Consider the following 22,220-nt stretch of genomic DNA (forward strand, 5'->3'; position numbering starts at 1 on the left):
GTGCCATTGGCCCCTTACGGGCGAAGATCCTCTTCCTCGGTCAGAAAGTCCACGGCGCCGCTGCCGATCTCGTAATAGGCGCCAATCACGCGAATCTGCCCGGCGCGTTCGGCCGCGCCAATCACCTCTTCCTGGCGCAGGCGGTGCACCTGATGCCGGACGTTGTGCAGCACCGCCTCGCGCATACGGGCCTTCTTGTCGCGGATGGCCGGCATGGCGCGCAGGCTGGGTTGAATGCGCCGGATCAGGGCCAGCAGGTGGCGGGGTTCATCGGCCAGCTGGGCCTCGGGCAGCAGGGCGGCGGCCACCGCGCCGCAGGCTTCGTGGCCCAGCACCACAATCAGGTGCACGTCCAGATGGCGAATGGCGTATTCCAGGGTGCCCAGGCCCGATTCGCTCACCACGTTGCCCGCCACGCGCACCACGAACAGCTGCCCCAGGCCCTGATCGAATACCAGTTCCACCGGCACCCGGCTGTCGCTGCAGGCCAGCACCGCCGCGTAGGGGGTCTGGCCCATGATCTGGGCGCGGCGCTCGTTGGCGCTGACCTCGGGGCGGGTGGCCTGCCCGCCGAAAAAGCGGGCGTTGCCGTCTTTCAGGGCCTGAATGGCCGCGTCCGGGGTGGCCACATCCGACTGCTTGAGATCGGCGATGTCCGCCATGCTGGCCCCGCGCCGGATGGCATCCAGGATGCGGCGCTCCAGGTCGGGGGCGATGTGGGCGGCGGTCTCATCCATGCGCGGCATGGTAATGTCCGCGCCGCGTTCACGGCTGCACCGGGTCTATCCTGGGGCCCATGAGCGACGCCGACCTGTCCCTGGCCGACCTGCTGGAACGCTACGCCACGCTGCGCGACACCCTGCTGGGACTGGAAGCCGAGCGCGACGAACTGGGCGCCCGCATCAAGGCCGCGCTGCAGGGCGGCCAGCAGGCTGAGACCGAGCTGTACCGCGCCGCCCTGAAGGTCTCGCGGCGCGTGGAATATCCCATGGACCGCTTCCGGGACACCTTCGGGGACGCGGCGGCGCTGGAGGCCGCCACCATTGACCGCAAAAAAGCCGAGGCCCTGGCCAGCGCCGGCGACCTGGACCCCGAACAGCTGCGCACCCTGGCCGTGGTGAAAGAAACCCAGGCCCTGGTGCTGCAGCCCAAGACCCGCTGAGTGGCTTGCCCACACCGCTGACCGGCCCCTGACCGGGCGCAGACCCCACGGTGACCGCGCGGGCGCACCCTGAGGCCATGAACCCGAACCCTCTGTTTCTCCTGTCACTGCTGCGCCCGGGGCCGCGCCCCACCCCAGCCTTGGGGCACCCCGCCCCGCTGGCCGAGCACTTTACCCTGCAGGCCCACGTGTACACCGAGCGCGAGGCCCGCCACGCCCGGCTGCAGCAGGCCCAGAGCCCCCTGGACCGCCTGACCCGCTGACCCCACCCACAACGCGCGGCGCGCGGCCCCAGAAGTTGGGACCGCGCGCCGTCATGACTTGAAAAAAAGAAAAAAGCATTGCCGGTAAGCAGCGGCACCCGCAAATCATCCCTTATGGCTGCTGCCTTCCGGCCCTGACCAGGTTCAGGCGTTCACGCTGCGCTGCGCCAGCAATGCGCACCGAAGATAGCACAGCTCCGGGCCACCGCGAAAAGGGCGCGGGGCCGCGCCGGCAAGCGCCAACGGCCCAAGAAAAAGCGCCGGCACCCAGACTGGGCCACCGGCGTTCGTGGTGCTCGGGATGGGACTTGAACCCACACAGCTAAGCTACACGCCCCTCAAACGTGCGCGTCTACCAATTCCGCCACCCGAGCATCTCAGAGAGGCGAAGCCATACTAGGGGGGAGGGGGGCCGGTGTCAAGGTGAGGGGCCTTGTTTCTGTCCCCGGGCGTGCTATCCTCGCGTTTGCCGCCGCGAACGGTCGGGCCCTGTGCCAAGGCACAGTTTTTGCCGGGCTGGCGCGTGCGGGACGCCCACAACACGAGAGGTTTTCCATGATTGACAAGAAGCAGACCATCCAGAGCCACGCCAAGCACGGCACCGACACCGGCAGCACCACGGTGCAGATTGCCCTGCTGACCGAGCGGATCAACAACCTCTCAGGGCACCTGACCGCCAACAAGAAGGACAAGCACGGCCAGCGCGGCCTGCAGCTGCTGAACGGTCAGCGCCGCCGCCTGCTGAAGTACCTGGAGCGCACCAGCTACGACGAGTACATCGCCCTGACCGATCAGCTCAAGATCCGCCGCGGCCAGCGCATCGTCCGCTAAGCGCACCGGCTTGAACGCCGCCATCCTGCCGGGCAGGGTGGCGGCTTTTTGTGGCCCCTGCGCTGCCCTACCTCTCGCCGGGCGCCGGGCGGTCCCGGCCGGGCACCGCGCGCCAGTCGCCGCTGGGCACAGGCTGGGCGCCGGGTTGCCCCAGCCGCTCGGCGCGGGCATACACGTACACCCAGCCCGGCGCCTCTCCCCCACTGTCCAGCTGCAGCGTGACCAGCGACCGGGTGTACAGGGGCGGCGTCTCGTGCAGGCCCTCCAGGTCGTCCAGAAACGGCAGGGCCACGCGCCATGCGGCTGGGGTGTAGGTCAGCAGCTGGCCGCGCACGGTGGCCCCCGGGGGGCCCGGCACCAGCGCAGGGTAGGCTTCCGGGCTCAGGTGGTACAGGGCGTAGCCGCGCAGGCCAGCGCCCTGGGCCAGCACCGCGCCGCCCCGCGTGGCCACGTGGGCGTTTCGTTCGCCGGGCATCAGGGTGCCGTACACAAAGACGCTGCAGGGCCCTGGGGTCATGGCTGCCACTGTAGCGGGGACACCTGGCCTATGGTGGGGTGATGTCTCTGCGCCAGTGTGCCGCCACCCTGCTCACCAACCCTCTGGGCCAGTGTCTGCTGGTGCAGCAAAGCTATGGCCTGCGCCTGTGGGGCTGTCCGGGCGGGGTGATGGACCCCGGCGAAACCGCCCCCGAGGCGGCCGTGCGCGAGGCGCGTGAAGAGGTGGGCGTGGAGGTGGAACTGACCGGGCTGGTTGGCCTGTACCGCCTGCAGGGCGGCGGCTGGCCCGACATTCTGGCCTGGGTGTTCGCCGCGCAGATCGTGGCAGGCACGCCCCGGCCCGACCCGGCGGAAGTGGCCGCCCTGGGCTGGTTTGGCCCGGGGGACCGGCCCGGCCCCCTGCTGCCCGATGCCGGCGCGGCGCTGGATGACTGGGCGGCCGGACGCGCGGGCGTGGTGCGAACCGTGCAGCGCACCCTGACCCTGCCGCCGCTGACCTGAACGGCTGCCGGCCGCGCTACAGCCGCTGCCCGCGCGGCTGGTGAAAATACACCCGCCCCACCACCGTGGCTTCCTCGGGCTTGACGGGCGGGTGGTCGGGATTGTCGCTGCTCAGCCACAGGTGCTCGCCGTAACGGCGCAGGCGCTTGACGGTCAGGCCCAGGCCCGGCACATGCAGCACGTAGATGCGGCCCTCACGCAGGTCCAGGTCGCCGGGGTCCACATACACGCGGTCCCCGGGGCGAATGCCGCCCGCCTCGGTGCTCATGGAGTCACCCTGCACCTCCAGCACCAGCATCCCGGGGCGGTGGTCGCGCAGCGGCACGAGTTCGTAGTCAATCACGCGGCCCTCGGCCTCGGTGGTGGGCAGCCCCGCAGTGGCCAGGGCGCGCACCGGCACCCGCACCAGTTCCAGGGTGCCCAGCACGTCCTCGCTGGGGTGGGGGGCCAGGGGGCGCAGGCCGGTGCGCGCCGTCCACTCGCTCAGCGACAGGTTCAGCGCCCGGCGCAGGGCGTCCTGCCGCGCGGGGGTCAGGGCGCTCAGGGCGCGTTCGCCGCGCTCCAGACGGCTCAGGTACGGCTGGGTCACCCGCCCGGCCTCGCCGCCGTGCTGCGCGGTCAGGGCGCACAGTTCGGCCTGCCCCAGCCCCTGGCGCCGCCGCTGTTCACGCAGCCAGGGAGCCAGGTCGGGGCCAGAGGCGGGCAAGGTCATGAGCGCAGTGTAAACGGCCGCCCGGGAGAGAATGGCATAGGCGCACCTTGTTTTATGCCTATGGACATATTATGCTCTGAGCAGATCGTGCGGCGTCTATTCGTGGGCTTTTCTTTCCTGCCGTTGGAGGCCATCATGCCTGACCCGTCTTCCCTGCCCCCTGCGCTCAGCACCCTGGCGCCCCTGCTGCTGCTGGCCTTTGCAGCAGGCAGCTTTACCCAGCTCACCCGCGTGCTCTCGCGCCCCGGGCGCCAGTCCGCGCGCCGCACCGCCGCGCAGGCCCTGGCGGCGGGCGTGGCCGCCCTGACCGTGAGTGCGCTGCTGAGTGCGGCGCTGCCCTCGCCTGTGGCCCCGGCGCTGCTGCTGGCGGCGGCCTGCGTGACGGGCTGGAGCGGTCCGGCCATTCTGGCCCGGCTGGGCGTCCTGATGGAGCGGCAACTGGGGCTGCGCCCGCCTCTGCCCGGTTCAGTGGACCGCGAACCGGAGCACTGAGCCGAGATTCCACGCCAGCAAGCCCTGTTGATGAAAAAGGCTGCACTCTGCATGAAATCCAGCCCAAGTCACATAGAAATATTGGCCACATCATTGACGCAGTGGGTGGCGGACAATGCGGCATGAACCTCAGGTCAGCTGCGGGCGGCGCAGTCCGCCCTTTCCTTGTGGCCCTGCTTACGGGCCTGCTCACGGCAGGCAGTGCCCAGCAGGCTGCGCCTGTCCCCAGTCCTGCGGCGCCGGGCCAGAATGTTCAGGACCGGCGGGTGCGCGCCGCGGCGCCCGCGCCCCTCAGTGCGCAGGAGCAGGCCACCCTTCAGGCCCTGGTGGGCCGCGTGCGCCCGGCCACCGTGCGGGTAGAGCAGTGCCCCACCCCCGCCTGCACCACCCGCGACGGCGTGGGCACCGGCGTGCTGATCTCGGCCGATGGGCTGGTGCTGACCGCCTACCATGTGATTGAGGGCGCCACCGTCCTGAGCGTGCAGACCGAGAACCGCACCCGTTACCGCGCCGAGGTGGTGGGCTACAACGACCAGGACGATCTGGCGCTGCTGCGGGTGCAGGTGCCGGCGGGGACGCCCTTCCTGCCGCTGGCCACTGCGCGACCGGCCGTGGGCGATATTGCGCTGGCGATTGGCAATGGGGGCGGCGCTTTCCTGAAAACCAAGGTAGGCCGCCTGACGGGGCTGGATTCGGACGCGGGGCGCGCGGATTTTCCCCCCGGCACCCTGGAACTGAACGCGCCGCTGGTGCCTGGCGACAGCGGCGGCCCGGTGGTGAACACCCGGGGCGAGGTGACGGGCATTGTCAGCTACGTCAGCGTGAATCCGCAGGCCCGGCAGCCGCAGTCCTACGCGGTCCCCGTGACTGCTGCTGATCCCCGGCTGGCCCAGATGAAGGCGGGCGTGAAGCTGGACGCCCCGGTGATCGGCATTTTTCTGGGCGGTCCCTTCTCGGACCTGTTTTTCCTGCCTGCCGAGGGCTTTCGCAAACTGGCGCCGCTGCTGAAGCTGGGCGACACCCCCGGCGCCTTTTTCACCAGCATCTCGCGGGGCAGCCCTGCCGAGAAGGCGGGCCTGCGCCCACTGGTGCTCAACGACGACGCCGAGCGGATCTCGGGGGACATTGTGACCGCCGTGAACGGCAAGCGCATCGTGAACTTCGGCGAATTCCAGTACGCGGTGCGTGCCTACAAACCCGGCGACACAATCACCCTGAGCGTGCTGCGCGACGGCAAACCGCTGGAGATCAAGCTGACCCTGGCTGGCCGCAGCACCCTGCGGAACTGAGGGCGCGCCACGCCGTGGGGGCCTCCGGGCCCCCCTTTGGGTGCATAGGCATCTTCATACTCTCGTAACACACCTTGACAATTCTGCCTAGAGCAGAATAATGCAGCTATGGATACCCTGAAAAAAGCCGGAGCCATGCTGGCTCACCTGGAGCTGTTTCACCGCATGCTGGATCTGCGCGGCCTGCTGCAACTGGCCGCCCACATGGAAGAGCGCGGCGACCGCGTGACCCTGATCAGCCCCGGGAGCATCACCCTGATTGGCGCCGAGATGCACAGTGACGCCCAGGTGACCACCGCCAAGGGCGCGGTCATCGAGGCCGCCACCGCTTACCGCGTGCTGCAGGGCCTCAAAGGCCACGAGGCCCCCGAATACGCCGTGACCCGTGAGGAACTGGGCGCCCTGAACGCCCGCGCCGTGGCCGAACTGGGCGAGAGCGACGCCCTGCGCGCCTTTGAAGCCACCCTGACCCGCATCTCGGCCGCGCCGGGTGCCCCCACCGAGCCCGCCGGCGAGCGCCCGGGCCGGGGCCGCCGGGCCGCCGAGCCCGAGGCAGGCAGCGAGCAGCCGGCGGCCTGAGCGCACCCACTCGGCTTCGCTGCTCGCCACACATCATCAGCCGCGCTTCACCTGCGCCCGCTAGGGTAAGGAGGTGAAGCGCGGCGCCCTGTTGGCTGTCCTGATTTCTTCCCTGGCCGGCGCCGCTTCGGTCCCGGACCTGCTGCTGGGCGGCGATTACGCCCGTGCCTACGAGGCGGCCCAGGCGGCGCGCGACCCGCTGAACGCCAGCCGGGCCGCTGCCGCGCAGGCCGAGTACCGCGCCGGTGGGCGCGACTGGGTGGCCCGCGCCGTGGAGGCCGGGCGGCAGGCCACGCGCGAGCAGCCCCGCAGTCCGGACGCCGCCCTGGCCCTGGGCAGCGCCCTGGGGTTGCAGGCCCGCGCCGGGGGCTACACCCTGGGCGCCCTGAGAACCGCCCACGAAGCCCGCGACGCCCTGGACCGCGCGCTGGCCCTGGCCCCGGCGCGTCCCGACGTGCAGGCGGTGCTGGCCGAGTGGCACGCGGGCGCCTGGGCGCGGGCCCGCATCTTTGGCGGCGGCAACCCGGACCGGGCGCGTACCCTGGCCCTGGGCGCCGTGCGCGCGGCCCCGGACAACATTTTTGTGCAGACCCACGCGGGGCTGGCCCTGGCCCTGCTGCGAGACCCTGGCGCCCGCGCGGTGCTGACCCGCGCCGCCGCGCTGGAGGCCCGCAGCGCCCTGGACCGCGACCTGCAGGTGCAGGCCCGGCAGGCCCTGGGCCCCCAGCCCTGAGCCTGCACCCAACACCCGGACGCACGAAACACGGGCACGAAACCCAGGCCACAACCACAGGGCCGCTATCCTACGGGGTATGACGGCCCCCGAGTCCCCTGCCCCCGGCGCCCCGCGCGTGGCCCCCAACTTCATCACCGAGATCATTGAACGCGACCTGCGCGAGGGCAAGTACCCGCAGGTGGTCACCCGCTTTCCGCCCGAGCCCAGTGGCTACGCGCACCTGGGGCACATCTTCGCTTCCTTTCTGGATTTCCAGACTGCCGTGCAGTACGGCGGGCGCTACCACCTGCGCATGGACGACACCAACCCCGAACTGGCCACCCAGGAGTACGCCGACGCCATAGCCGAGGACCTGCAGTGGCTGGGCTGGAACTGGGGCGAGCACCTGTATTACGCCAGCGACTACTTCGGGCGCTATTACGAGTACGCCGAGCAACTGGTCATGCAGGGCGACGCCTATGTGGATTCGGTCAGCGGCGCCGAGATGGCCCGGCTGCGCGGCGACGCCAAGACCCCCGGTACCCCCAGCCCCTACCGCAGCCGTACCCCCGAGGAGAACCTGGACCTGCTGCGCCGCATGCGGGCGGGCGAGTTCCCGGACGGTCAGCACGTGCTGCGCGCCAGGATTGACCTGAGCAGCCCCAACATGAAGCTGCGCGACCCGGTGCTGTACCGCATTCTGCGCGGCACCCACTACCGCGCCGGCGACGCGTGGTGCATCTATCCCATGTACGACTTTCAGCACCCGCTGCAAGACGCCCTGGAAGGCGTGACCCACTCCATGTGCTCGCTGGAATTCGTGGACAACCGCGCCATCTACGACTGGCTGATGGACCGCCTGGGCTTCGAGCCGCGCCCCCACCAGTACGAGTTCGGGCGCCGGGGCCTGGAATACACCATCACCAGTAAGCGCAAGTTGCGTGTGCTGGTGGAAGAACGCGCCGTGTCAGGCTGGGACGATCCCCGTATGCCCACCCTGCGCGCCCAGCGCCGCCTGGGCGTGACGCCCGAAGCCGTGCGCGCCTTTGCCGCCCAGATTGGCGTGAGCCGCACCAACCGCACTGTGGACATCAGCGTGTATGAAAACGCCGTGCGCGACGATCTGAACCACCGCGCCCCGCGCGTGATGGCCGTGCTGGACCCGGTGCGCCTGACCCTGGAAAACGTGCCAGGCGAGCAGACCCTGCCCCTCCCCTACTGGCCCTTTGACGTGGTGCAGGGCAGCCCGGACGGTCTGGTGGCGCTGCCCACAGGCGAGCGCGTGGCGCCTGAACAGGCCACCCGCCCGGTGCCCCTGACCCGCGAGCTGTACATCGAGCGCGAGGACTTTCACCCCGAGCCGCCCAGGGGCTACAAGCGCCTGACGCCGGGCGGCACGGTGCGCCTGCGCGGCGCCGGGATTGTCCGCGCCGAGCGCTTTGAAACGGACGAACACGGACAGGTGACCCACATTCACGCCACCCTGCTGGGCGAGGACGCCAAGGCGGGCGGGGTCATTCACTGGGTCAGCGCTGAACGCGCCCTGCCGGCCGAATTCCGGCTGTACGACCGCCTGTTCCGCGTGCCCAACCCAGAAGCGGCCAACCCCGAAGACGCCGGCGCCGCCCCAGAAAGCCCCCACTTTGACCCCGAAGGTATTGGGCACGAGGACGAGAGCAAGCCGCCGACAGCTGACTTTCTGCGCCACCTCAACCCGCACAGCCTGAAGGTGACGCGCGGGTTTGTGGAACCCAGCGTGGCGGGCGACCCCGAGGACACGCGTTACCAGTTCGAGCGCCAGGGCTATTTCTGGCGCGACCCGGTGGACAGCCGCCCGGACGCCCTGGTGTTTGGCCGCATCATCACGCTGAAGGACACGTGGGGGAAGGCGGATGGTGGCCGGCCGATGGCAGAGGGCAAAGGCAAGAAGGTTGAGGGGTCCAGGGGTCCGGGGGCCGAGAAACAGCAGGAGAAGGCGGCCCCGCTTCCTGCCTCCCACGCTCCACTGCCCCCCGAACAGGAGGCCGAGGTGGCCCGCCTGACCGGGCTGGGGGCCGCCGAGGCCGACGCGCGCACGGCGGCGCGGGACGAGGCGCTGCGGGCCTTTGTGCAGGGGGCGGCGCCGGACGCCACGCTGGGGCAGGTGGTGTCGTGGGCGGTCAACGACCTCGCGCCGGGACTGCGCGCGGGCACGGTGAAGGTGGCAGCCGCCGCCCTCTCGCCGCTGGCGGCGCGGCTGGCGGCGGGCGAGCTGACCACCCGCGTGGCCCGCGACGTGCTGGCGCGCGCGGCGGCCAGCGGTGAAGCGCCGCTGAGCATCATTGAACGCGAGGGGCTGACGGCGGGCCTGTCTGCCGAGGACCTGGCGGCGGCCGTGGCCGGGGTGCTGGCGGCCAACCCCGACAAGGTGGCGGCCTATCACGCCGGCAAGACCGCGCTGATGGGCTTTTTTACCGGGCAGGTGATGCGCGCCACGCAGAACAAGGCCCAGCCGCAGGCGGTGGCCGAGGCCCTGACCCAGGCCCTGGACGCCCGCGCAGGTTAAGGTCCCCCGGGCACCCCCACAGGGGGCCGCGCAATCCAGCGTGCCCGGGAAGCGCGGCCCCTGTACAGTGGCCCTGATGAAGCCAAAGACCTCTCTTTCCCTTGCCCTGCTGCTGGGCACCGCCCTCTCGCTGGGCAGCGTCGCCAGCGCGCTGAGCCTGTCGGACCCCAAGGTATACACCGTGCCGGGGGCCAACACCCGTGTGGCCGCCTTCCTGCCTGGCGGCCAGGTGGCGGTGAACGCGGACAACGGGGTGCTGATCCTGGACCAGAATCTCAAGACGGTGCGCAGCTGGTACACCCTGCCAGACGAGGTGACCGGGCTGGTCAGCAGTCCCAACGGCGCGCGGGTGGCGGCCATGACGAGCAGCCGCTGGGCCGTGTGGGACGCCGTCACGGGCCGCGAGGTGCGCGGCGGCCAGAGCGTCTACGACACCCGGCTGGGCTTTGACGCTCAGGGCGAACTGCTGCTGCAGGATGACGGCACCCTCTACCGCGTGAACATTGCCAGTGGGCAGCGCCAGGAGGTCCTGGGCGACGGCGAACTGTACGACATGGCCGTGAGCCCGGACGGCACGCTGCTGGTGGCCCTGTACGAGGACCGCGTGGAACTGGTGCGCCTGAGCAGCGGCGAGGTGCTGGCCAAGGCGCCAGTCGAAGGCGAACCCTACGAGGTGGCCGCCACCTTTGCGCCGTCGGGTGAAGCGGCGGTGGTGCGCCTGGACGAACAGGCCCTGGTGCTGCGCGCCGGGCAGGCACCCACGGCCCTGGAAGACGGCGAGGACCTCTCGCAGCGCGGCAGCGTGGTGTTCCTCAACCCACAGCAGTTCGTCTATGCCCTGTACGGCGACGGTCAGCTGTACGACGCCCAGAGCGGCAAGATGGTGGGCGATCCCCTGGAATTCGACAGCGCTGGGCCCCTGGTGGCAGGCCCCGACGGCACGGTGCTGGCGCTGGGCCGCGCCGTGGGCCGCCTGAGCACCGCCAATCTGAGCGCCCCCGCGCGGCCCCAGGTGAACCTGCCGTCCAGCAACGCGCTGGTGGGCGCTTTCGTGGGCGGCGTGCCGCACGCCGGCGTGGCCGAATTCATCAACCTGAAAACGGGTACGGCGCTGAACGTGGGCAGCCGGGGCACCCTGTGGGCGGCTGAAGCCACGGGCGACAGCGTGTGGACCCTGGGCGGGGTCACGGTGAACGTGTACCGCGCGGGCAAGATCACGCGGGTGGGCACCCTGGACGAGGACGCCGAATACGAAACCCTGCGCGCCACGCCGGGGGGCCAGTTCGCGGCGGCCAGCGGCTACTACGGCGCGGCGCTGCTGGATGGCCGCAGCGGCAAGGTGCTGGGCAAGGTCACCGAAACGCAGCTGAAGGTGGAAGACATTCACGGCGCCCTGCCCACCCTGGACGGCAAGGGGCTGATCATCACGCCGCACGAGGGCGATCCCTTCCGCTACGACCTGGCCAGCAAGAAGCGCGCCACCGTCTTCAAGCTGCCCGCCGAGGCCGAGGTCTACGATCTGCACCAGAGCCCCGGCGGCACCCTGGCCGTGCTGTACGGCACGGAGGACGATGACCGCGTGGCCCTGGTCAAGCCCGGCGCCACCACCGCCTTCAAGACCCTGACCTTTCCCGGCTCGGTGCGCGCCCTGCGCTTCAGCCCCGACGGCAAGCTTCTGGCGGTGCTGACCGGCGACGCCCAGAACGCCCTGCAGGTGTACGACACCGCCACCGGCGCCGTGCTGGCCCGCGCCGGGTCCTTCAGCCTGCGCACCTCACTGCTGGTGTGGAACCCCGGCGGCACCGAGCTGCTGGTGGGTTCGGGCCTGCTGGGCCAGAGTGGCAGCGCCACGGTGTACACGGTCAGGAAGTAAGAGCCACGGGCTGTGGGCCATGAGCCACGGGGGCACAGCCCCGGGCTCATGGCCCTTCTCGTGGGCTGAGGGGTGAACAGACCTGGGGCAACCGTGGTTCTTCGCTGGACACCGGCAGGCGTGGGCGCCCCTCTCCCTCTGGCTCAAAGCCCATGGCCCACAGCCTCTTTCCTGCCCTAATTCAGCGTCCGGCCTCCCTGCGCGCCCTGCTGGGCCAGCAGCTCGCCGGCGCGGCGCAGGTGCTCTTGCAGGGTGCCGTGCCAGTCGTCGCTTTCAGGGGTGTGGCTCAGGGCCTGCTGGGCGTAGGCGTAGGCGGCAGCCGGGTTGGGAAAGCCCTGCTGGGCCAGCACGTCGGCCGCCATCTGGGACGCCGTGAGCCAGTCACGGCTGCCCGGCGCGGCCTCGCGGATCACGCGCTCGTAGTGCTCCAGGGCGTCGTCGAGCTGAAAATAATCCAGGGCCACGCTGCCCAGCACCAGACTGGCGGGAATCACCGCTCCCTGGGCCAGGGCCTGTTCGGCGGCCTGCTGGGCTTCGGGCAGGCGGCCCAGGCGGTAATCACACTCGGCCAGGTCTGCCAGCACCTCGGGCAGGTAGGGGTAGTCCGCTTCCGAGAGGGCCGCTTCCAGCTTCTCGCGGGCTTCCACGGGGCGGTCCAGGTCCAGCAGGGCCACGCCCAGTTCATGGTTGGCGTACGGGCGGTCGCCGTCCCCGGCCAGCCGCAGCGCCTCGGCAAAGGCGTCCAGGGCCTGCTCGGTCTGGCCCAGGTGGGTGAGCACCTGCCCGCGCACCAGCGCCACGCCGTAACTGGGGTCACCATACTGGGCTTCCAGGCGCGCGGCCTCGCGGATCATGTCGTGTGCCGGCGCCGGCTGGCCCAGGTTCAGCAGGGCCTGGGCGCGCAGGTAGTGCCAGGTGGCGAGATTCAGGCCCTGTTCCTCGGCCTCGTCGGGGGCGGGGCGCGCGGCGTACAGGGGCCGGGCCTGATCCAGCGCGGCCTTTGCGGCCTCGGGCTGGCCCAGTTGCAGGTGCAGCGCCGCCTGTTCCTGCAGCATCACCGCGCGGTTGATGCCCGAGGCCAGATGCGCGGCCTCGGCGTACAGCCCCGCCGCCTCGGCGCTCTGGCCCAGGCTCTCGTGGGCGTCGGCCTCCCAGGAACGCAGGCGCCAGCGCAGGTGCAGCGGCAATTCGGTGCTGGCCACGTGCACTTCCAGCGCCTCGGCCGGCTTGCCGGACAGCGCCAGGGCGCACAGGGCGTGAAAGCGCACCAGCGCGTCCGGGCTCTCGCGCACCGCCTGGGGAGGCGGGGGGGCTTCCTCGCCGCGGGTGCGGGCGTCCAGTTCGGCCCACAGGGCGACAGACAGCGCGTCCTCGCGCCGCGCGGGGTCCAGGGTGCGGGCCTCGCGCAGCGCCGCGCCCAGTTCAGCCAGGGCGGCGTCGCCGTACAGGGCGTGCAGGTGCGCCAGATACAGCGCCAGCCGGGCCCGCTCGGGCTTCCCGGCCTCGCGCATGGCGGCTTCCAGAATGCCAAAAGCCGCGTCGTAGTCGCCCCCCGCGAGCGCCGCGCACACTTGCTGCCAGGTGGTGGCTACGTCAATCATTCTCTGGCAGGATACTGCGCCGCTCCCCGGTTCTCCCTCTTTTGCCGCTTGCGGCGTGCGGGCATGTGGGGTCTGATGGCCGCATGACCCACCGCACCCGCGCTTCGCGCTCCTCTGCCTCAGGCTGGCCTGTGCTGGGTGGCCTGCTGGCCCTGGGCCTGTTTGCTGTTCTGGGCCTGCTGGGCTGGCAGGCGCTGGCCCGCAGCCAGAGCGCCCCGCTGAGCGCCGCCGAGTTCCGTTCGCTGCTGGAGGCCGGGCAGGTGGAGCGGGTGGTGGTTCGGGGCGAGGTCGCCCAGGTGAGCCTGCAAGGCCAGCGCCGCACCCACCGCCTCGCCTGGCCAGATGGCCGCCCTGGTTCTCCAGACGGCCCGCTGCTCCGGGCGCTGGACCGGCAGGACGTGGAAGTGCGCTTCGAGCAGCGCGCCCCGTGGCTTGCCCTGCTGCTTGGTGCGCTGCCGCCCCTGCTGGCTCTGGCACTGTTCGTGGCCCTGCCGCTGACGCTGCTGGGGTTGCTGCTGTGGCGGCTGCGGGTGGCGCGGCCAGGGCAACGCTAAAGAGCAGGTGTAAGACGGGACTCACTCACGCACCTTGAGTCTGGTAGACTCAAGTTCAGCGGGCGAGGCCCGCCCTGTTCCCCATTCCCCCTTCTCCCCATTCGGAGGACTGTTCTTGAAACGGCTCAATCCCTGGCTGATCGTTCTGTTTGTCCTGGCCCTGTTCCTGATGTTCTCGCAGGCGCCCATCAGTGGACGAACCAGCGTGAGTTACGACCAATTTAAAGATCTGCTGGGTGAGGGCAAGGTGGCCCAGGTGGTGGTGCGCGAGAACAACGCCACGGTCACCCTGAAAGCACCCACGCAGATCACCGTGCCCGGCCCGGCCAACCAGGCGCCGCGCACGCCCACGGTGGAGAACTTCACGGTGCTGCTGCCCAACAACCAGGCCATCCGCGACGAGACGCTGATCCCGGAGCTGGAGCGCCAGGACGTGCAGCTGCGCTTCGAGCGGCCCAGTCAGTGGCTGGGCATCCTGCTAAACTTCCTGCCCATCATCCTGCTGTTCGCCATGATGTATTTCTTCTTCATGCGGGCCCAGGGCGGCCAGAACGGCGTGATGCAGTTTGGCCAGAGCCGCGCCAAGAAGTACGGTAAGGAAAACCGCGTGCCCACCAAGTTCACCGATGTGGCGGGCCACGAGGAAGCCAAGCGCGAACTGGTGGAAGTGGTGGACTTCCTGAAGAACCCCGGCAAGTATCACCAGATTGGCGCCGAGATTCCCAAGGGCGTGCTGCTGGTGGGCCCTCCCGGCACGGGGAAAACGCTGCTGGCGCGCGCCATCGCCGGTGAGGCCGACGTGCCGTTCTTCAGTGTCAGCGCCTCGGAGTTCATGGAGATGTTCGTGGGCGTGGGCGCCAGCCGCGTGCGCACCCTGTTCGAGGACGCCCGCAAGAGTGCCCCGGCCATCATGTTCATTGACGAGATTGATTCGATTGGCCGCAAGCGTGGCGCCGGCATTGGCGGCGGGCACGACGAGCGCGAACAGACCCTGAACCAGATTCTCTCGGAGATGGACGGCTTTGATAAGGCCAGCAGCGTCATCGTGCTGGGCGCCACCAACCGCCCCGACGTGCTGGATCCCGCCCTGCTGCGCCCCGGGCGCTTTGACCGGCAGGTGACGATTGACCTGCCCAACCTGAAAGAGCGCGAGGCGATCCTGAAGGTGCACCTGCGCAACAAGCCGATGGCGCAGGGCGTGGACGTCAACGAGATTGCCAAGAGCACCCCGTACTTCTCGGGGGCCGACCTGAAGAACGTAACCAACGAGGCCGCCCTGGAAGCCGCCCGCCTGAGCAAGACCCAGATTGACATGAGCGACTTCTACCGGGCGCTGGACAAGATCACCCTGGGCCTGGAAAACGGCTCGCTGACCATCAGCGACCAGGAAAAGAAGGCCATTGCCTACCACGAGGCCGGGCACGCCGTGACGGCCGCCGTGATTCCGGGGAGCGACAAGCTGCAGAAGGTGAGCATCATTCCGCGTGGCCGCGCGCTGGGCGCCGCGTTCTACCTGCCCGAAGAGCAGGTACTGATGAGCAAGGAGCGCCTGGAAAACCAGCTGGTGGTGGCTCTGGGTGGGCGCGCCGCCGAGGAAGTGTTCATGGGCAGCGTGACCAGTGGCGCCGCCGACGACTTCCGCAAGGCCACCAACATCGCCCGGCGCATGGTGCTGGAGTGGGGCATGGGCGACAACTTCAAGAACATGGCGCTGACCACCGACAGCGGCCCCGTGTTCCTGGGCGAGGACATGGCCAAGCCCAAGGCGTTCAGCGAGCACACCAGCCAGCTGGTGGACGAGGACGTCAAGCGCATCCTGACGCGTGCCTACGAGCGCGCCCGCGACCTGGTAACGCAGTACCGTCAGGCCATGCATGAGGTGGCCGAGGCCCTGCTCTCGCAGGAACTGATTACCGGCGACGTGGTGCGCGAGGCCGTGTCCCGCGTGGGCGGCGAAACGCAGCCCATGCCCCAGACGACCGCGTAACCTCCTTGCGCCTGAAGCCCCCTGCTCCGCGCAGGGGGTTTTTGTTATGCCGCGAGGCCCTGCGCAGGCAGGGAGTGGGCACAGAGCCCTGCTGGCCCGCGCCTTTGACGAGGACCTGGGGTCTGCGGTGTCTGCCGAGGAGGGGCACGCTCTGCCCGGCCACACGAACGTCCTGCTGCGCAAGGCTCTCGGAAGAACCGGGAACCCATGAGCCTTCCCTCTGGCCGCTTCAGCAGTCAAGCACGGTATGGCCAGCGGCCCGCAGGGCAGCCGTGGCCCCGGCCTGCTGGGCCTGTTTGACCAGCACGTAATCGGTATCGAAGGTGCTGAGCGCAAAGATGCCCACCCCGGCGTCGCGCAGGGGGCCAAGCACGCCCGCCAGAATGCCGGTCAGGTGAAAGGGAAAGGGGCCATGGAGCTTCAGCGCCACCCAGCCGTCCGCAGCGGTGGCACCTGGGGGCACCTGGTCTTCGGCGCAGACCAGCGAGAGTTCGTCGGGGGTGCGGGTCAGGGACCAGAACGCCCCGGCCAGCGTGGGCAGGGGCGCATCTGGGGGCAGCTGCACCACGGCGTAGCGGCCCGGCAGCAGCGACAGGGTCTGGGGGGTCATGGCCCTATTGTGCCCGTGCAGGCTGGGCGCGCCCGGGTCTACTCGCGCCAGATGGCCCAGTGCTCTTCCAGGGCGTCCATCTCTTCTTTGCTGTGGCCCCCCTGGCGCAGCAGCGCCATGATCTGGCCCCGGTGGTGGCTGTCGTGGACCACCGTGTGCATCAGGAAATGCACCGGGTGGGCGCGGTAACTGCCTTCATTCCAGGGGTCCGCGAAGGGCTCGCCAGACGCGAGATGCGCCTGCACGGCCTTCAGGGCCGCCTCGTCCCCGGCAGTGAAGGCCGCGCCCAGGTCACTGGCTGGGGCGTTCTGCCAGCGCCACATCGGGTCACCGTCCGCGTCTTTCTGGGTGGGGTCCAGCAGCACCATAGCGTGGTCGCGCGACAGGTTCCACAGCCAGCCTACCCGGAAACCCGCCATATGGCGCAGGTGCCGCTCAATGGTCCAGCCCCCGTGGCCGTCGCTGAGGGAAAAGTCTGCCGGGCTCAGCGCCCCCAGGAGGGCCGCGTTCACGCGGGCGTTGCGGCGAAAGGTTTCCAGCGGCAGGGCAAGGTCGGCCATACATTCATTCTCCTGAAAAGGCAGGGGGCGGGGTACGGTCCCAGAACTCCGGCGGTTCAAGACCCAGGGCCCGCAGGTACACGTACCCCTGGGCGCGGTGGTGCACCTGGTTGTCAACGGCGCCCAGTGCGGCGTCCAGGCCACTCAGTTCGCCCCAGCCGGTGCGGTGTGCGCCCAGATAGGCCGCGTCGGGTACCCCCGGCAGTTCGCGCGCCAGCTGTGCGGTCTGGGCGGCCCAGGCGGCGCGCAGGGCTGCCGGGTCCCGCCCGGTCGGCGCGGACCAGCGGGGCTCGCCCCATATGCCGCTTCGCAGCCCCTGCAGCACATACCCGGTCTGACCATGGACCTCCCAGAGCATGGCGCCGAAGGACCGCAGCGGCGGCGCAGGCGAGAAGGTCAACAGCGCCTCGTCCGGGTACAGCGCCAGGGTGCGGGCGGTCAGGTGGTGGTGCCCCAGCCAGTGGGCGGCCAGCGCGGCGCCCAGCATCAGCGCTCGTAAAAGGCGGGGGGCTCTACACCCAGGGCCCGCAGATACACGTACCCCTGGGCGCGGTGGTGAATCTCGTTGTCCACCGCGTAGATCGTGGCCACCCAGCCGGGCATGTTCCCCCACGGCAGGGTGTGCAGCGCGCTGAAAAAGGCGGGGTCAGTGCCAGCGCCCACCTGCGAGAGCCGCTCATCCAGGGCGTCCCACTCGCGCAGCAGCTCGGCCTGGGTGGCGGGGCCAGCCGCCCAGTCTGGCTCGGGCCACTGCCCCGTGTCCATGGCCTGCACCGTCATGGCGCTCAGCAGATGAATTTCGGTGGCCTGCACGCCAAAGGGCCGCATGCCGCCCACGCTGAAGGTGAACAGGGCTTCTTCCGGGAATGCGGCGATCACGCGGCGGGTCAGGGCGCGGTGCCCCTGCCAGTGCGACACGAAATCTGAAATGGACAGGGCGGGGGCCGTCGGAAGGGCAGAGACAGTCATACTTGAACCTCCTGGGGTTGAATCTGCCCCCAGCGTAATGGTGATTCCCGTCAGGGTGTGTCGTGTTTGGGGTGTAGGCTGGGGCCCATGTACAACCCGGCCATGCGGGTGCTGACGGTGCTGGAACTGCTGCAGGCGCACGAGACTGTGACCGGCGCGGAGCTGGCCCGCCGCCTGGAGGTCAGCCCGCGCACGGTGCAGCGCTACGTGACCCGCCTGCAGGACCTGGGCATTCCGGTGGAAGGCCGCCGGGGCGTGGGCGGGGCCTACCGGCTGAGGCCGGGCTTTCGCCTGCCGCCTCTGATGTTCACCCCGGACGAGGCGCTGGCCGCCGCCCTGGGCCTGCGCGCCCTGCAACAGCTGGGCCTGGGCGCCCTGGCCCCCGCTGCCGAGAGCGCCGGGGCCAAGCTGGCCCGCAGCCTGCCCCAGGGCCTGCGCGACGATGTGCGGGCCCTGGAAGGCAGCGTGGAACTGGACGCCTCGCCCTGGACGGTGGGTGTGGAGGTGGCGGTGCTGGCGCCGCTGCTGCGCGCCGTGCGCGCGGCGCGCACGGTGCAGCTGACCTACACGGCCCTGGACGCGCCGCCCAGCACGCGGCAGGTGGACATCTACCGGGTGGTGCATTTTGACGGCCGCTGGTACGCCGTGGGCTGGTGCCACCTGCGCCGCGAGAAGCGCTCCTTTCGCGTGGACCGCATAGGGGCGCTGGAGGTGCTGCCCGCCACCTTCACGCCCCCCGCCGACTTCGATGCCGCTGCCTACCTGCGCGCGCAGCTGCGCGCCCCGCCCACCGCCTATACCGTGAGTGTGTGGCTGAACGCACCCGCGGAGCACCTGCGCGGCCGGGTGTCGCTGTGGGGCAGCGAGCTGGAAGCCGAGGAACAGGGCACCCGCCTGCGCTGCCAACGCGAGCACCTGCACTCGTTTGCCGCCTTTCTGCTGGGGCTGGGCTGCGACTTCCGCATCGACAGCCCCCCGGAACTGCACGCCGAATTTGCCCGCTTGCACGCGCGCTGCGCGGCCTACGCACAGTCCTCGGAGCCGCTACACTGACCCATGACGACCCTCCCCACGAACCAGGACCTGGCCCAGGGCAAGGCGTACGTGGCCCCGGGCATCACGGTGTACTACGACGCCCGGCGCTGCGTGCATGTGGCCAACTGCGTGCGCGGCTTGCCGGAAGTCTTCAGGCCCGGCGAGCGGCCCTGGATTCAGGCGGCCCAAGCCGGGGCCCTGGCGGTGGCGGCGGTGGTGCGCACCTGCCCCACGGGCGCCCTGCACTACGCCCTGGACAGTGAAGGCCCCGAAGCGCCCCAGGCGCCCACCACGGTCACCCCGCTGCCCGACGGGCCGCTGGTCCTGCGCGGCAACCTGATCCTGCAGACCCCGGGCGGCGAGGTCCGCGACGTGCGCGCCGCCCTGTGCCGCTGCGGCCAGAGCGGGAATAAGCCCTACTGCGACGGCACCCACGCGCAGGTGGGGTGGAAAAGCGGAGAGGGGTAGCAGCGGCAACCGGCAGCTCTGGTGAATTTGGCCGTGCCACACGCGCCACGGCCCCAGGAGAACTGCTCTAGACTGGCGCATGACTTCCCTTCTCAACATCCCCGACCTGATTCGCAAGAAGCGCGACGGCGAGACCCACACCCGCGCCGAACTGGAGCAGCTGGTGCTGGGCTACACGCGCGGTGAGGTGCCCGACTATCAGATGAGCGCTTGGCTGATGGCCGTCTACCTGCGGGGCATGCAAGAACAGGAAACCGCCGACCTGACCATGGTGATGGCCCAGAGCGGCGACCTGATGGACCTGGGCACCCTGGAGCGCACCGTGGACAAGCACTCCACCGGCGGCGTGGGCGATAAGACCAGCCTGATCCTGACGCCCATGCTGGCCGCGCTGGGCCTGACGGTCGCCAAGATGAGCGGGCGCGGGCTGGCCCACACGGGCGGCACCATTGACAAGCTCGAAAGCGTTCCCGGCTGGAGCCCGGAACTGGGAGAAGAAGCGTTTCTGCGTCAGGCGCGCCAGACGGGCCTCGCCCTGGTGGGCCAGAGCAAGGACCTTGCCCCGGCCGACGGCAAGCTGTACGCCCTGCGCGACGTGACCGCCACGGTGGACTGCCTGCCCCTGATCGCTTCGTCCATCATGAGCAAGAAGCTGGCTTCGGGCGCGCAGACGGTGGTGCTGGACGTGAAGGTGGGCGCCGGGGCGTTTATGCGCACGCTGGAGGATGGCCGGGGCCTGGCGCGCGCCATGGTGGATATTGGCACCCGCGCGGGGCGGCAGGTGCGCGCGGTGCTGACCGACATGGACACGCCCCTGGGCTTTATGGCGGGCAACAGCCTGGAAGTCCTGGAGGCCCTGGACACCCTGCGCGGCGAGGGCCCCCACGACCTGACCGAGCTGTGCGTGGCCCTGGCCGTGGAAGCCCTGGCCGCCCACGGCGAGGACGAAACCCAGGCCGAGGCCAGGGCCCGCCAGACCCTGCGAGACGGCAGCGCGCTGGCCAAGTTTCGCGCCTTTGTGGCCGCGCAGGGCGGCGACGCCACGTACGTGGACGACCCCAAGAAATTTGACGTGGCCCCTGGCCGCGCGCAGGTGCTGGCCCAGACCGCCGGCTTCGTGCAGAAGGTAGACGCCCTGAGCGTGGGCCGCGCCGTGCTGGCCCTGGGCGGCGGGCGCGAACGCAAGGGTGAAGCCATTGACCACGGCGTGGGCGTGGAACTGCTGAAGAAGCCCGGCGAGGCGGTGGCGGCCGGCGAGGCCGTCCTGCGGATCTACCACAGAGACGGGCGCGGGCTGGACACTGCCCAGCGCCTGCTGGAAGGGGGTCTGGCGGTCAGCGAGACGGCCCCCGCCGCCGAACCGCTGATTCTGGACCGCGTGAATTGAGGAGGCCATGAGCTATGGGCCGTGAGCCATGAGGGAGGACCGGGAGAGGATGCCCGGTTCTCTTCCTTTCATACGGGTTCCGAATAATTCCGTGACGTGTGACGGAATTATTCCGACCGGAGAGAGCAGGAAAGAATGCGGATGTCCGGGAATTGGGCTGGAACAGCGCCGAAGGCGGGGAACATCCAGTTCTTCCCGGATGTTACGGAAATGGACGGCAGTCCGTATCAGGGGAGAAGCGCCTGTGTTTGGCTCTGCCGGCGCCAGGAAAGAACGGCCCCACCTGCCCCCAGACCCCAAAGCCCAAGGCTCATGGCCCAAAGCCCACGGCCCAGTGCCCCTTCACGGCACCCGCAGCGCCTTGCAGTTCTCGCCGGGCAGGCGGGGGGGCGGGGCGTCACTGGACACGACGACCTTCTCGGTTTTGCCCACGTAGCCCCTGCAGCGGGCCAGCTGTTCCAGGTACGCGGGATCGTTGGCGGCCCGAATGGCGTCTTGCAGCACACGGGCGTCCTCTTCCAGGGCAGCCACGCGCACCAGGGCCTGGCGGGTCTCGGCCGACCAGGTGGCGCTGCGGTAGAGCATGTGCCCCAGCTGAAAACTCAGTTGCACGATGCCCAGGGCCGCAAGCACACTGGCCACCATCATGCTCAGGGGCAGGCGCTGCACACGCCGCCACCAGGCGCGCCGCGCCGGGCGGGGGGGTGGGGGCGCGTCCGTCACGCCCGGCAGGATAGTGCATGGGCACGGGAACAGATGAGCCGGCGGGTGCGCCGCTACACTGGGCCGCATGACGGGAACCTCTGAACAGGGCTCGGCCTCGGCGCGCGTGCCTGCGCTGAACTGGCAGGACGCCCACCGCACCGGGATTCAGCTGCGCTACGGCGACCTGGACGCCATGGGTCACGTGAACAATGCCCGCTACGCCGAGTTTCTGGAGGTCGCCCGCCTCGCGCTGGCCGCCGAACTGGGCATTGAGCTGGCCGGGCGCTCGGTGCTGGCGCGCCTGGAACTGGACTATGTACGCGACATCCGCCCCGGACAGCAGGTGCTGATCGAGACGCTGGTGGAGCGCACCGGGCGCACCAGCTGGACCAGCGTCTCGCGCATTCTGGCCGACGGCGTGCCCTGCGCCTTTTCCCGCTCCGTGGTGGTGCGCGTGGACGGGCAGGGCCGCCCCGAGCCGCTGCCCGAGGCCCTCAAGGCCCAGGTCTCGCCCTGGCTGGTCCGGGTGTGAGCCCTGCGCCGTCCACCTTTGAGGACTGCGTGCTGTATCAGGGCGACCCCTGGGTGCGCCTGGACACCCTGCCCCGGCTGCTGGCAGAAGGCTGGCGGCGCACCCTCTCGGGCGGCGGCGTGGTCAGCGTGGTGCGCACGCCCTTTCAGTGGTCCATGGGTAGCCCGGTGATTGAAATTGAAACCGGTGGGTATATGGGCGACGTGGGCCTGTATGTGCCCGAAGTGCAGCTGCCCGAGGCCCTGGCCTTGCTGGGGCTGGACGACCCGGACCCCACCGACGCCAACCAGGGCTGACCCTATCCAGAGGAGCCCGGCCTGTCCTGAAAGCGCTTCGGATAGAGTTCGGAGAA

26 protein-coding genes, 1 tRNA gene and 1 other RNA gene are annotated in these 22,220 nt (G+C 70.1%); 17 read left to right on the forward strand and 11 right to left on the reverse strand.

Annotated elements, in window-relative coordinates:
• Nucleotides 1-14: 14 nt before the first annotated feature.
• Entirely contained in the window at nucleotides 15-737 is a 723-nt protein-coding gene (locus C8263_RS05775; protein WP_233218666.1) for a carbonic anhydrase, read from the reverse strand.
• A 59-nt stretch (nucleotides 738-796) separates the two neighbouring features.
• Here C8263_RS05775 and C8263_RS05780 point away from each other — a divergent pair, with 59 nt between their 5' ends.
• Together C8263_RS05780 and C8263_RS05785 are read left to right on the forward strand one after the other, a co-directional pair.
• On the forward strand, nucleotides 797-1,162 hold the full coding sequence (locus C8263_RS05780) for a hypothetical protein (RefSeq protein WP_107137168.1): 366 nt from the start codon (nucleotides 797-799) through the stop codon (nucleotides 1,160-1,162).
• Nucleotides 1,163-1,239: 77 nt separating this feature from the next.
• Entirely contained in the window at nucleotides 1,240-1,425 is a 186-nt protein-coding gene (locus tag C8263_RS05785; RefSeq protein ID WP_107137169.1) for a hypothetical protein, read from the forward strand.
• Between the two features lie 75 nt (nucleotides 1,426-1,500).
• Here C8263_RS05785 and ffs read toward each other — a convergent pair.
• Nucleotides 1,501-1,599, reverse strand: an RNA gene (ffs, locus tag C8263_RS05790) — signal recognition particle sRNA small type.
• Between the two features lie 116 nt (nucleotides 1,600-1,715).
• Nucleotides 1,716-1,799: transfer RNA gene (locus C8263_RS05795), tRNA-Leu, on the reverse strand.
• A gap of 181 nt (nucleotides 1,800-1,980) precedes the next feature.
• On the opposite strand from C8263_RS05795, the gene rpsO reads away from it, so the two are divergent.
• Nucleotides 1,981-2,256, forward strand: coding sequence for a 30S ribosomal protein S15 (gene rpsO, locus C8263_RS05800; RefSeq protein WP_107137170.1), 276 nt, complete (start codon nucleotides 1,981-1,983; stop codon nucleotides 2,254-2,256).
• 67 nt (nucleotides 2,257-2,323) lie between these two features.
• Here the strand turns inward: rpsO and C8263_RS05805 are convergent, their stop codons facing one another.
• Nucleotides 2,324-2,773, reverse strand: a complete 450-nt coding sequence (locus C8263_RS05805; protein WP_107137171.1) for a gamma-glutamylcyclotransferase family protein — start codon at nucleotides 2,771-2,773, stop codon at nucleotides 2,324-2,326.
• 41 nt (nucleotides 2,774-2,814) lie between these two features.
• Between C8263_RS05805 and C8263_RS05810 the strand changes: the two genes are divergently transcribed.
• A complete protein-coding gene (locus tag C8263_RS05810) occupies nucleotides 2,815-3,255 on the forward strand; it encodes an NUDIX hydrolase (protein ID WP_107137172.1) in 441 nt (146 codons plus the stop codon).
• Nucleotides 3,256-3,271: 16 nt separating this feature from the next.
• On the opposite strand, the gene C8263_RS05815 is transcribed toward C8263_RS05810, so the two are convergent.
• Nucleotides 3,272-3,967: an XRE family transcriptional regulator gene (locus C8263_RS05815; RefSeq protein ID WP_107137173.1), complete on the reverse strand. Its 696-nt coding sequence runs from the start codon at nucleotides 3,965-3,967 to the stop codon at nucleotides 3,272-3,274.
• Between the two features lie 135 nt (nucleotides 3,968-4,102).
• Here C8263_RS05815 and C8263_RS05820 point away from each other — a divergent pair, with 135 nt between their 5' ends.
• From C8263_RS05820 to C8263_RS05845, 6 genes are all read left to right on the forward strand, one after another.
• Nucleotides 4,103-4,459 (forward strand): hypothetical protein, encoded by a 357-nt coding sequence (locus tag C8263_RS05820; RefSeq protein ID WP_146160603.1) that lies wholly within the window; start codon nucleotides 4,103-4,105, stop codon nucleotides 4,457-4,459.
• A gap of 167 nt (nucleotides 4,460-4,626) precedes the next feature.
• On the forward strand, nucleotides 4,627-5,748 hold the full coding sequence (locus C8263_RS05825) for a S1C family serine protease (RefSeq protein WP_233218667.1): 1,122 nt from the start codon (nucleotides 4,627-4,629) through the stop codon (nucleotides 5,746-5,748).
• Nucleotides 5,749-5,856: 108 nt separating this feature from the next.
• Nucleotides 5,857-6,327 (forward strand): multidrug DMT transporter, encoded by a 471-nt coding sequence (locus C8263_RS05830; protein WP_107137176.1) that lies wholly within the window; start codon nucleotides 5,857-5,859, stop codon nucleotides 6,325-6,327.
• Nucleotides 6,328-6,400: 73 nt separating this feature from the next.
• Nucleotides 6,401-7,060 carry a hypothetical protein gene (locus tag C8263_RS05835; protein ID WP_107137177.1) on the forward strand — a complete coding sequence of 220 codons (660 nt, stop codon included), beginning with the start codon at nucleotides 6,401-6,403 and terminating at the stop codon, nucleotides 7,058-7,060.
• A gap of 79 nt (nucleotides 7,061-7,139) precedes the next feature.
• Nucleotides 7,140-9,587 carry a glutamine--tRNA ligase/YqeY domain fusion protein gene (locus C8263_RS05840; protein ID WP_107137178.1) on the forward strand — a complete coding sequence of 816 codons (2,448 nt, stop codon included), beginning with the start codon at nucleotides 7,140-7,142 and terminating at the stop codon, nucleotides 9,585-9,587.
• Nucleotides 9,588-9,663: 76 nt separating this feature from the next.
• On the forward strand, nucleotides 9,664-11,460 hold the full coding sequence (locus C8263_RS05845; RefSeq protein ID WP_146160604.1) for a WD40 repeat domain-containing protein: 1,797 nt from the start codon (nucleotides 9,664-9,666) through the stop codon (nucleotides 11,458-11,460).
• Between the two features lie 176 nt (nucleotides 11,461-11,636).
• Here C8263_RS05845 and C8263_RS05850 read toward each other — a convergent pair whose 3' ends face one another.
• Nucleotides 11,637-13,061 carry a tetratricopeptide repeat protein gene (locus C8263_RS05850; RefSeq protein ID WP_107137180.1) on the reverse strand — a complete coding sequence of 475 codons (1,425 nt, stop codon included), beginning with the start codon at nucleotides 13,059-13,061 and terminating at the stop codon, nucleotides 11,637-11,639.
• A gap of 83 nt (nucleotides 13,062-13,144) precedes the next feature.
• Between C8263_RS05850 and C8263_RS05855 the strand changes: the two genes are divergently transcribed.
• Both C8263_RS05855 and ftsH read left to right on the forward strand, forming a co-directional pair.
• Nucleotides 13,145-13,615 carry a hypothetical protein gene (locus tag C8263_RS05855; RefSeq protein ID WP_107137181.1) on the forward strand — a complete coding sequence of 157 codons (471 nt, stop codon included), beginning with the start codon at nucleotides 13,145-13,147 and terminating at the stop codon, nucleotides 13,613-13,615.
• Between the two features lie 115 nt (nucleotides 13,616-13,730).
• Nucleotides 13,731-15,602, forward strand: coding sequence for an ATP-dependent zinc metalloprotease FtsH (gene ftsH, locus C8263_RS05860; protein WP_107137182.1), 1,872 nt, complete (start codon nucleotides 13,731-13,733; stop codon nucleotides 15,600-15,602).
• Nucleotides 15,603-15,831: 229 nt separating this feature from the next.
• On the opposite strand, the gene C8263_RS05865 is transcribed toward ftsH, so the two are convergent.
• The 4 genes from C8263_RS05865 to C8263_RS05880 are packed head-to-tail and all read right to left on the reverse strand — an operon-like array spanning nucleotide 15,832 to nucleotide 17,741.
• Complete coding sequence (locus C8263_RS05865; protein WP_107137183.1) at nucleotides 15,832-16,212, reverse strand: ACT domain-containing protein; 381 nt, start codon at nucleotides 16,210-16,212, stop codon at nucleotides 15,832-15,834.
• Between the two features lie 38 nt (nucleotides 16,213-16,250).
• Entirely contained in the window at nucleotides 16,251-16,772 is a 522-nt protein-coding gene (locus tag C8263_RS05870; RefSeq protein ID WP_107137184.1) for a DinB family protein, read from the reverse strand.
• A gap of 4 nt (nucleotides 16,773-16,776) precedes the next feature.
• Complete coding sequence (locus C8263_RS05875) at nucleotides 16,777-17,259, reverse strand: DinB family protein (RefSeq protein WP_107137185.1); 483 nt, start codon at nucleotides 17,257-17,259, stop codon at nucleotides 16,777-16,779.
• A complete protein-coding gene (locus tag C8263_RS05880) occupies nucleotides 17,259-17,741 on the reverse strand; it encodes a DinB family protein (RefSeq protein ID WP_107137186.1) in 483 nt (160 codons plus the stop codon). The genes C8263_RS05875 and C8263_RS05880 overlap by 1 nt, the downstream gene beginning before the upstream one ends.
• 87 nt (nucleotides 17,742-17,828) lie before the next feature.
• Between C8263_RS05880 and C8263_RS05885 the strand changes: the two genes are divergently transcribed.
• The 3 genes from C8263_RS05885 to C8263_RS05895 all read left to right on the forward strand — a co-directional run bounded on the left by C8263_RS05885 (nucleotide 17,829) and on the right by C8263_RS05895 (nucleotide 20,631).
• Entirely contained in the window at nucleotides 17,829-18,794 is a 966-nt protein-coding gene (locus C8263_RS05885) for a helix-turn-helix transcriptional regulator (RefSeq protein ID WP_107137187.1), read from the forward strand.
• 3 nt (nucleotides 18,795-18,797) lie between these two features.
• On the forward strand, nucleotides 18,798-19,244 hold the full coding sequence (locus C8263_RS05890; RefSeq protein WP_107137188.1) for a (4Fe-4S)-binding protein: 447 nt from the start codon (nucleotides 18,798-18,800) through the stop codon (nucleotides 19,242-19,244).
• 79 nt (nucleotides 19,245-19,323) lie between these two features.
• The gene (locus C8263_RS05895) at nucleotides 19,324-20,631 is read left to right on the forward strand and encodes a thymidine phosphorylase (RefSeq protein ID WP_107137189.1); all 1,308 of its coding nucleotides are present in this window, start codon (nucleotides 19,324-19,326) and stop codon (nucleotides 20,629-20,631) included.
• Between the two features lie 342 nt (nucleotides 20,632-20,973).
• On the opposite strand, the gene C8263_RS05900 is transcribed toward C8263_RS05895, so the two are convergent.
• Entirely contained in the window at nucleotides 20,974-21,354 is a 381-nt protein-coding gene (locus C8263_RS05900) for a cell division protein FtsB (protein WP_233218668.1), read from the reverse strand.
• A 67-nt stretch (nucleotides 21,355-21,421) separates the two neighbouring features.
• Between C8263_RS05900 and C8263_RS05905 the strand changes: the two genes are divergently transcribed.
• Nucleotides 21,422-21,868 carry an acyl-CoA thioesterase gene (locus C8263_RS05905; RefSeq protein WP_107137190.1) on the forward strand — a complete coding sequence of 149 codons (447 nt, stop codon included), beginning with the start codon at nucleotides 21,422-21,424 and terminating at the stop codon, nucleotides 21,866-21,868.
• Nucleotides 21,865-22,164, forward strand: coding sequence for a hypothetical protein (locus tag C8263_RS05910; RefSeq protein WP_107137191.1), 300 nt, complete (start codon nucleotides 21,865-21,867; stop codon nucleotides 22,162-22,164). Before C8263_RS05905 ends, C8263_RS05910 begins: the two co-directional genes overlap by 4 nt.
• The last annotated feature ends 56 nt before the right edge of the window (nucleotides 22,165-22,220 follow it).

Origin of the sequence: Deinococcus arcticus (assembly GCF_003028415.1) — a bacterium.
Lineage (GTDB): Bacteria > Deinococcota > Deinococci > Deinococcales > Deinococcaceae > Deinococcus > Deinococcus arcticus.

Bases quoted from the DNA above. Each gene is read 5' to 3' on its own strand.
- C8263_RS05875 (WP_107137185.1), bottom strand. From the start codon at position 17,259: ATGCTGGGCGCCGCGCTGGCCGCCCACTGGCTGGGGCACCACCACCTG.
- C8263_RS05815 (WP_107137173.1), bottom strand. From the start codon at position 3,967: ATGACCTTGCCCGCCTCTGGCCCCGACCTGGCTCCCTGGCTGCGTGAA.
- C8263_RS05810 (WP_107137172.1), top strand. From the start codon at position 2,815: ATGTCTCTGCGCCAGTGTGCCGCCACCCTGCTCACCAACCCTCTGGGC.
- C8263_RS05775 (WP_233218666.1), bottom strand. From the start codon at position 737: ATGGATGAGACCGCCGCCCACATCGCCCCCGACCTGGAGCGCCGCATC.
- C8263_RS05780 (WP_107137168.1), top strand. From the start codon at position 797: ATGAGCGACGCCGACCTGTCCCTGGCCGACCTGCTGGAACGCTACGCC.
- C8263_RS05805 (WP_107137171.1), bottom strand. From the start codon at position 2,773: ATGACCCCAGGGCCCTGCAGCGTCTTTGTGTACGGCACCCTGATGCCC.
- C8263_RS05895 (WP_107137189.1), top strand. From the start codon at position 19,324: ATGACTTCCCTTCTCAACATCCCCGACCTGATTCGCAAGAAGCGCGAC.
- rpsO (WP_107137170.1), top strand. From the start codon at position 1,981: ATGATTGACAAGAAGCAGACCATCCAGAGCCACGCCAAGCACGGCACC.
- C8263_RS05840 (WP_107137178.1), top strand. From the start codon at position 7,140: ATGACGGCCCCCGAGTCCCCTGCCCCCGGCGCCCCGCGCGTGGCCCCC.
- C8263_RS05905 (WP_107137190.1), top strand. From the start codon at position 21,422: ATGACGGGAACCTCTGAACAGGGCTCGGCCTCGGCGCGCGTGCCTGCG.
- C8263_RS05865 (WP_107137183.1), bottom strand. From the start codon at position 16,212: ATGACCCCCCAGACCCTGTCGCTGCTGCCGGGCCGCTACGCCGTGGTG.
- C8263_RS05870 (WP_107137184.1), bottom strand. From the start codon at position 16,772: ATGGCCGACCTTGCCCTGCCGCTGGAAACCTTTCGCCGCAACGCCCGC.
- C8263_RS05845 (WP_146160604.1), top strand. From the start codon at position 9,664: ATGAAGCCAAAGACCTCTCTTTCCCTTGCCCTGCTGCTGGGCACCGCC.
- C8263_RS05785 (WP_107137169.1), top strand. From the start codon at position 1,240: ATGAACCCGAACCCTCTGTTTCTCCTGTCACTGCTGCGCCCGGGGCCG.
- C8263_RS05830 (WP_107137176.1), top strand. From the start codon at position 5,857: ATGGATACCCTGAAAAAAGCCGGAGCCATGCTGGCTCACCTGGAGCTG.
- C8263_RS05890 (WP_107137188.1), top strand. From the start codon at position 18,798: ATGACGACCCTCCCCACGAACCAGGACCTGGCCCAGGGCAAGGCGTAC.
- C8263_RS05820 (WP_146160603.1), top strand. From the start codon at position 4,103: ATGCCTGACCCGTCTTCCCTGCCCCCTGCGCTCAGCACCCTGGCGCCC.
- C8263_RS05880 (WP_107137186.1), bottom strand. From the start codon at position 17,741: ATGACTGTCTCTGCCCTTCCGACGGCCCCCGCCCTGTCCATTTCAGAT.
- C8263_RS05855 (WP_107137181.1), top strand. From the start codon at position 13,145: ATGACCCACCGCACCCGCGCTTCGCGCTCCTCTGCCTCAGGCTGGCCT.
- C8263_RS05885 (WP_107137187.1), top strand. From the start codon at position 17,829: ATGTACAACCCGGCCATGCGGGTGCTGACGGTGCTGGAACTGCTGCAG.
- C8263_RS05850 (WP_107137180.1), bottom strand. From the start codon at position 13,061: ATGATTGACGTAGCCACCACCTGGCAGCAAGTGTGCGCGGCGCTCGCG.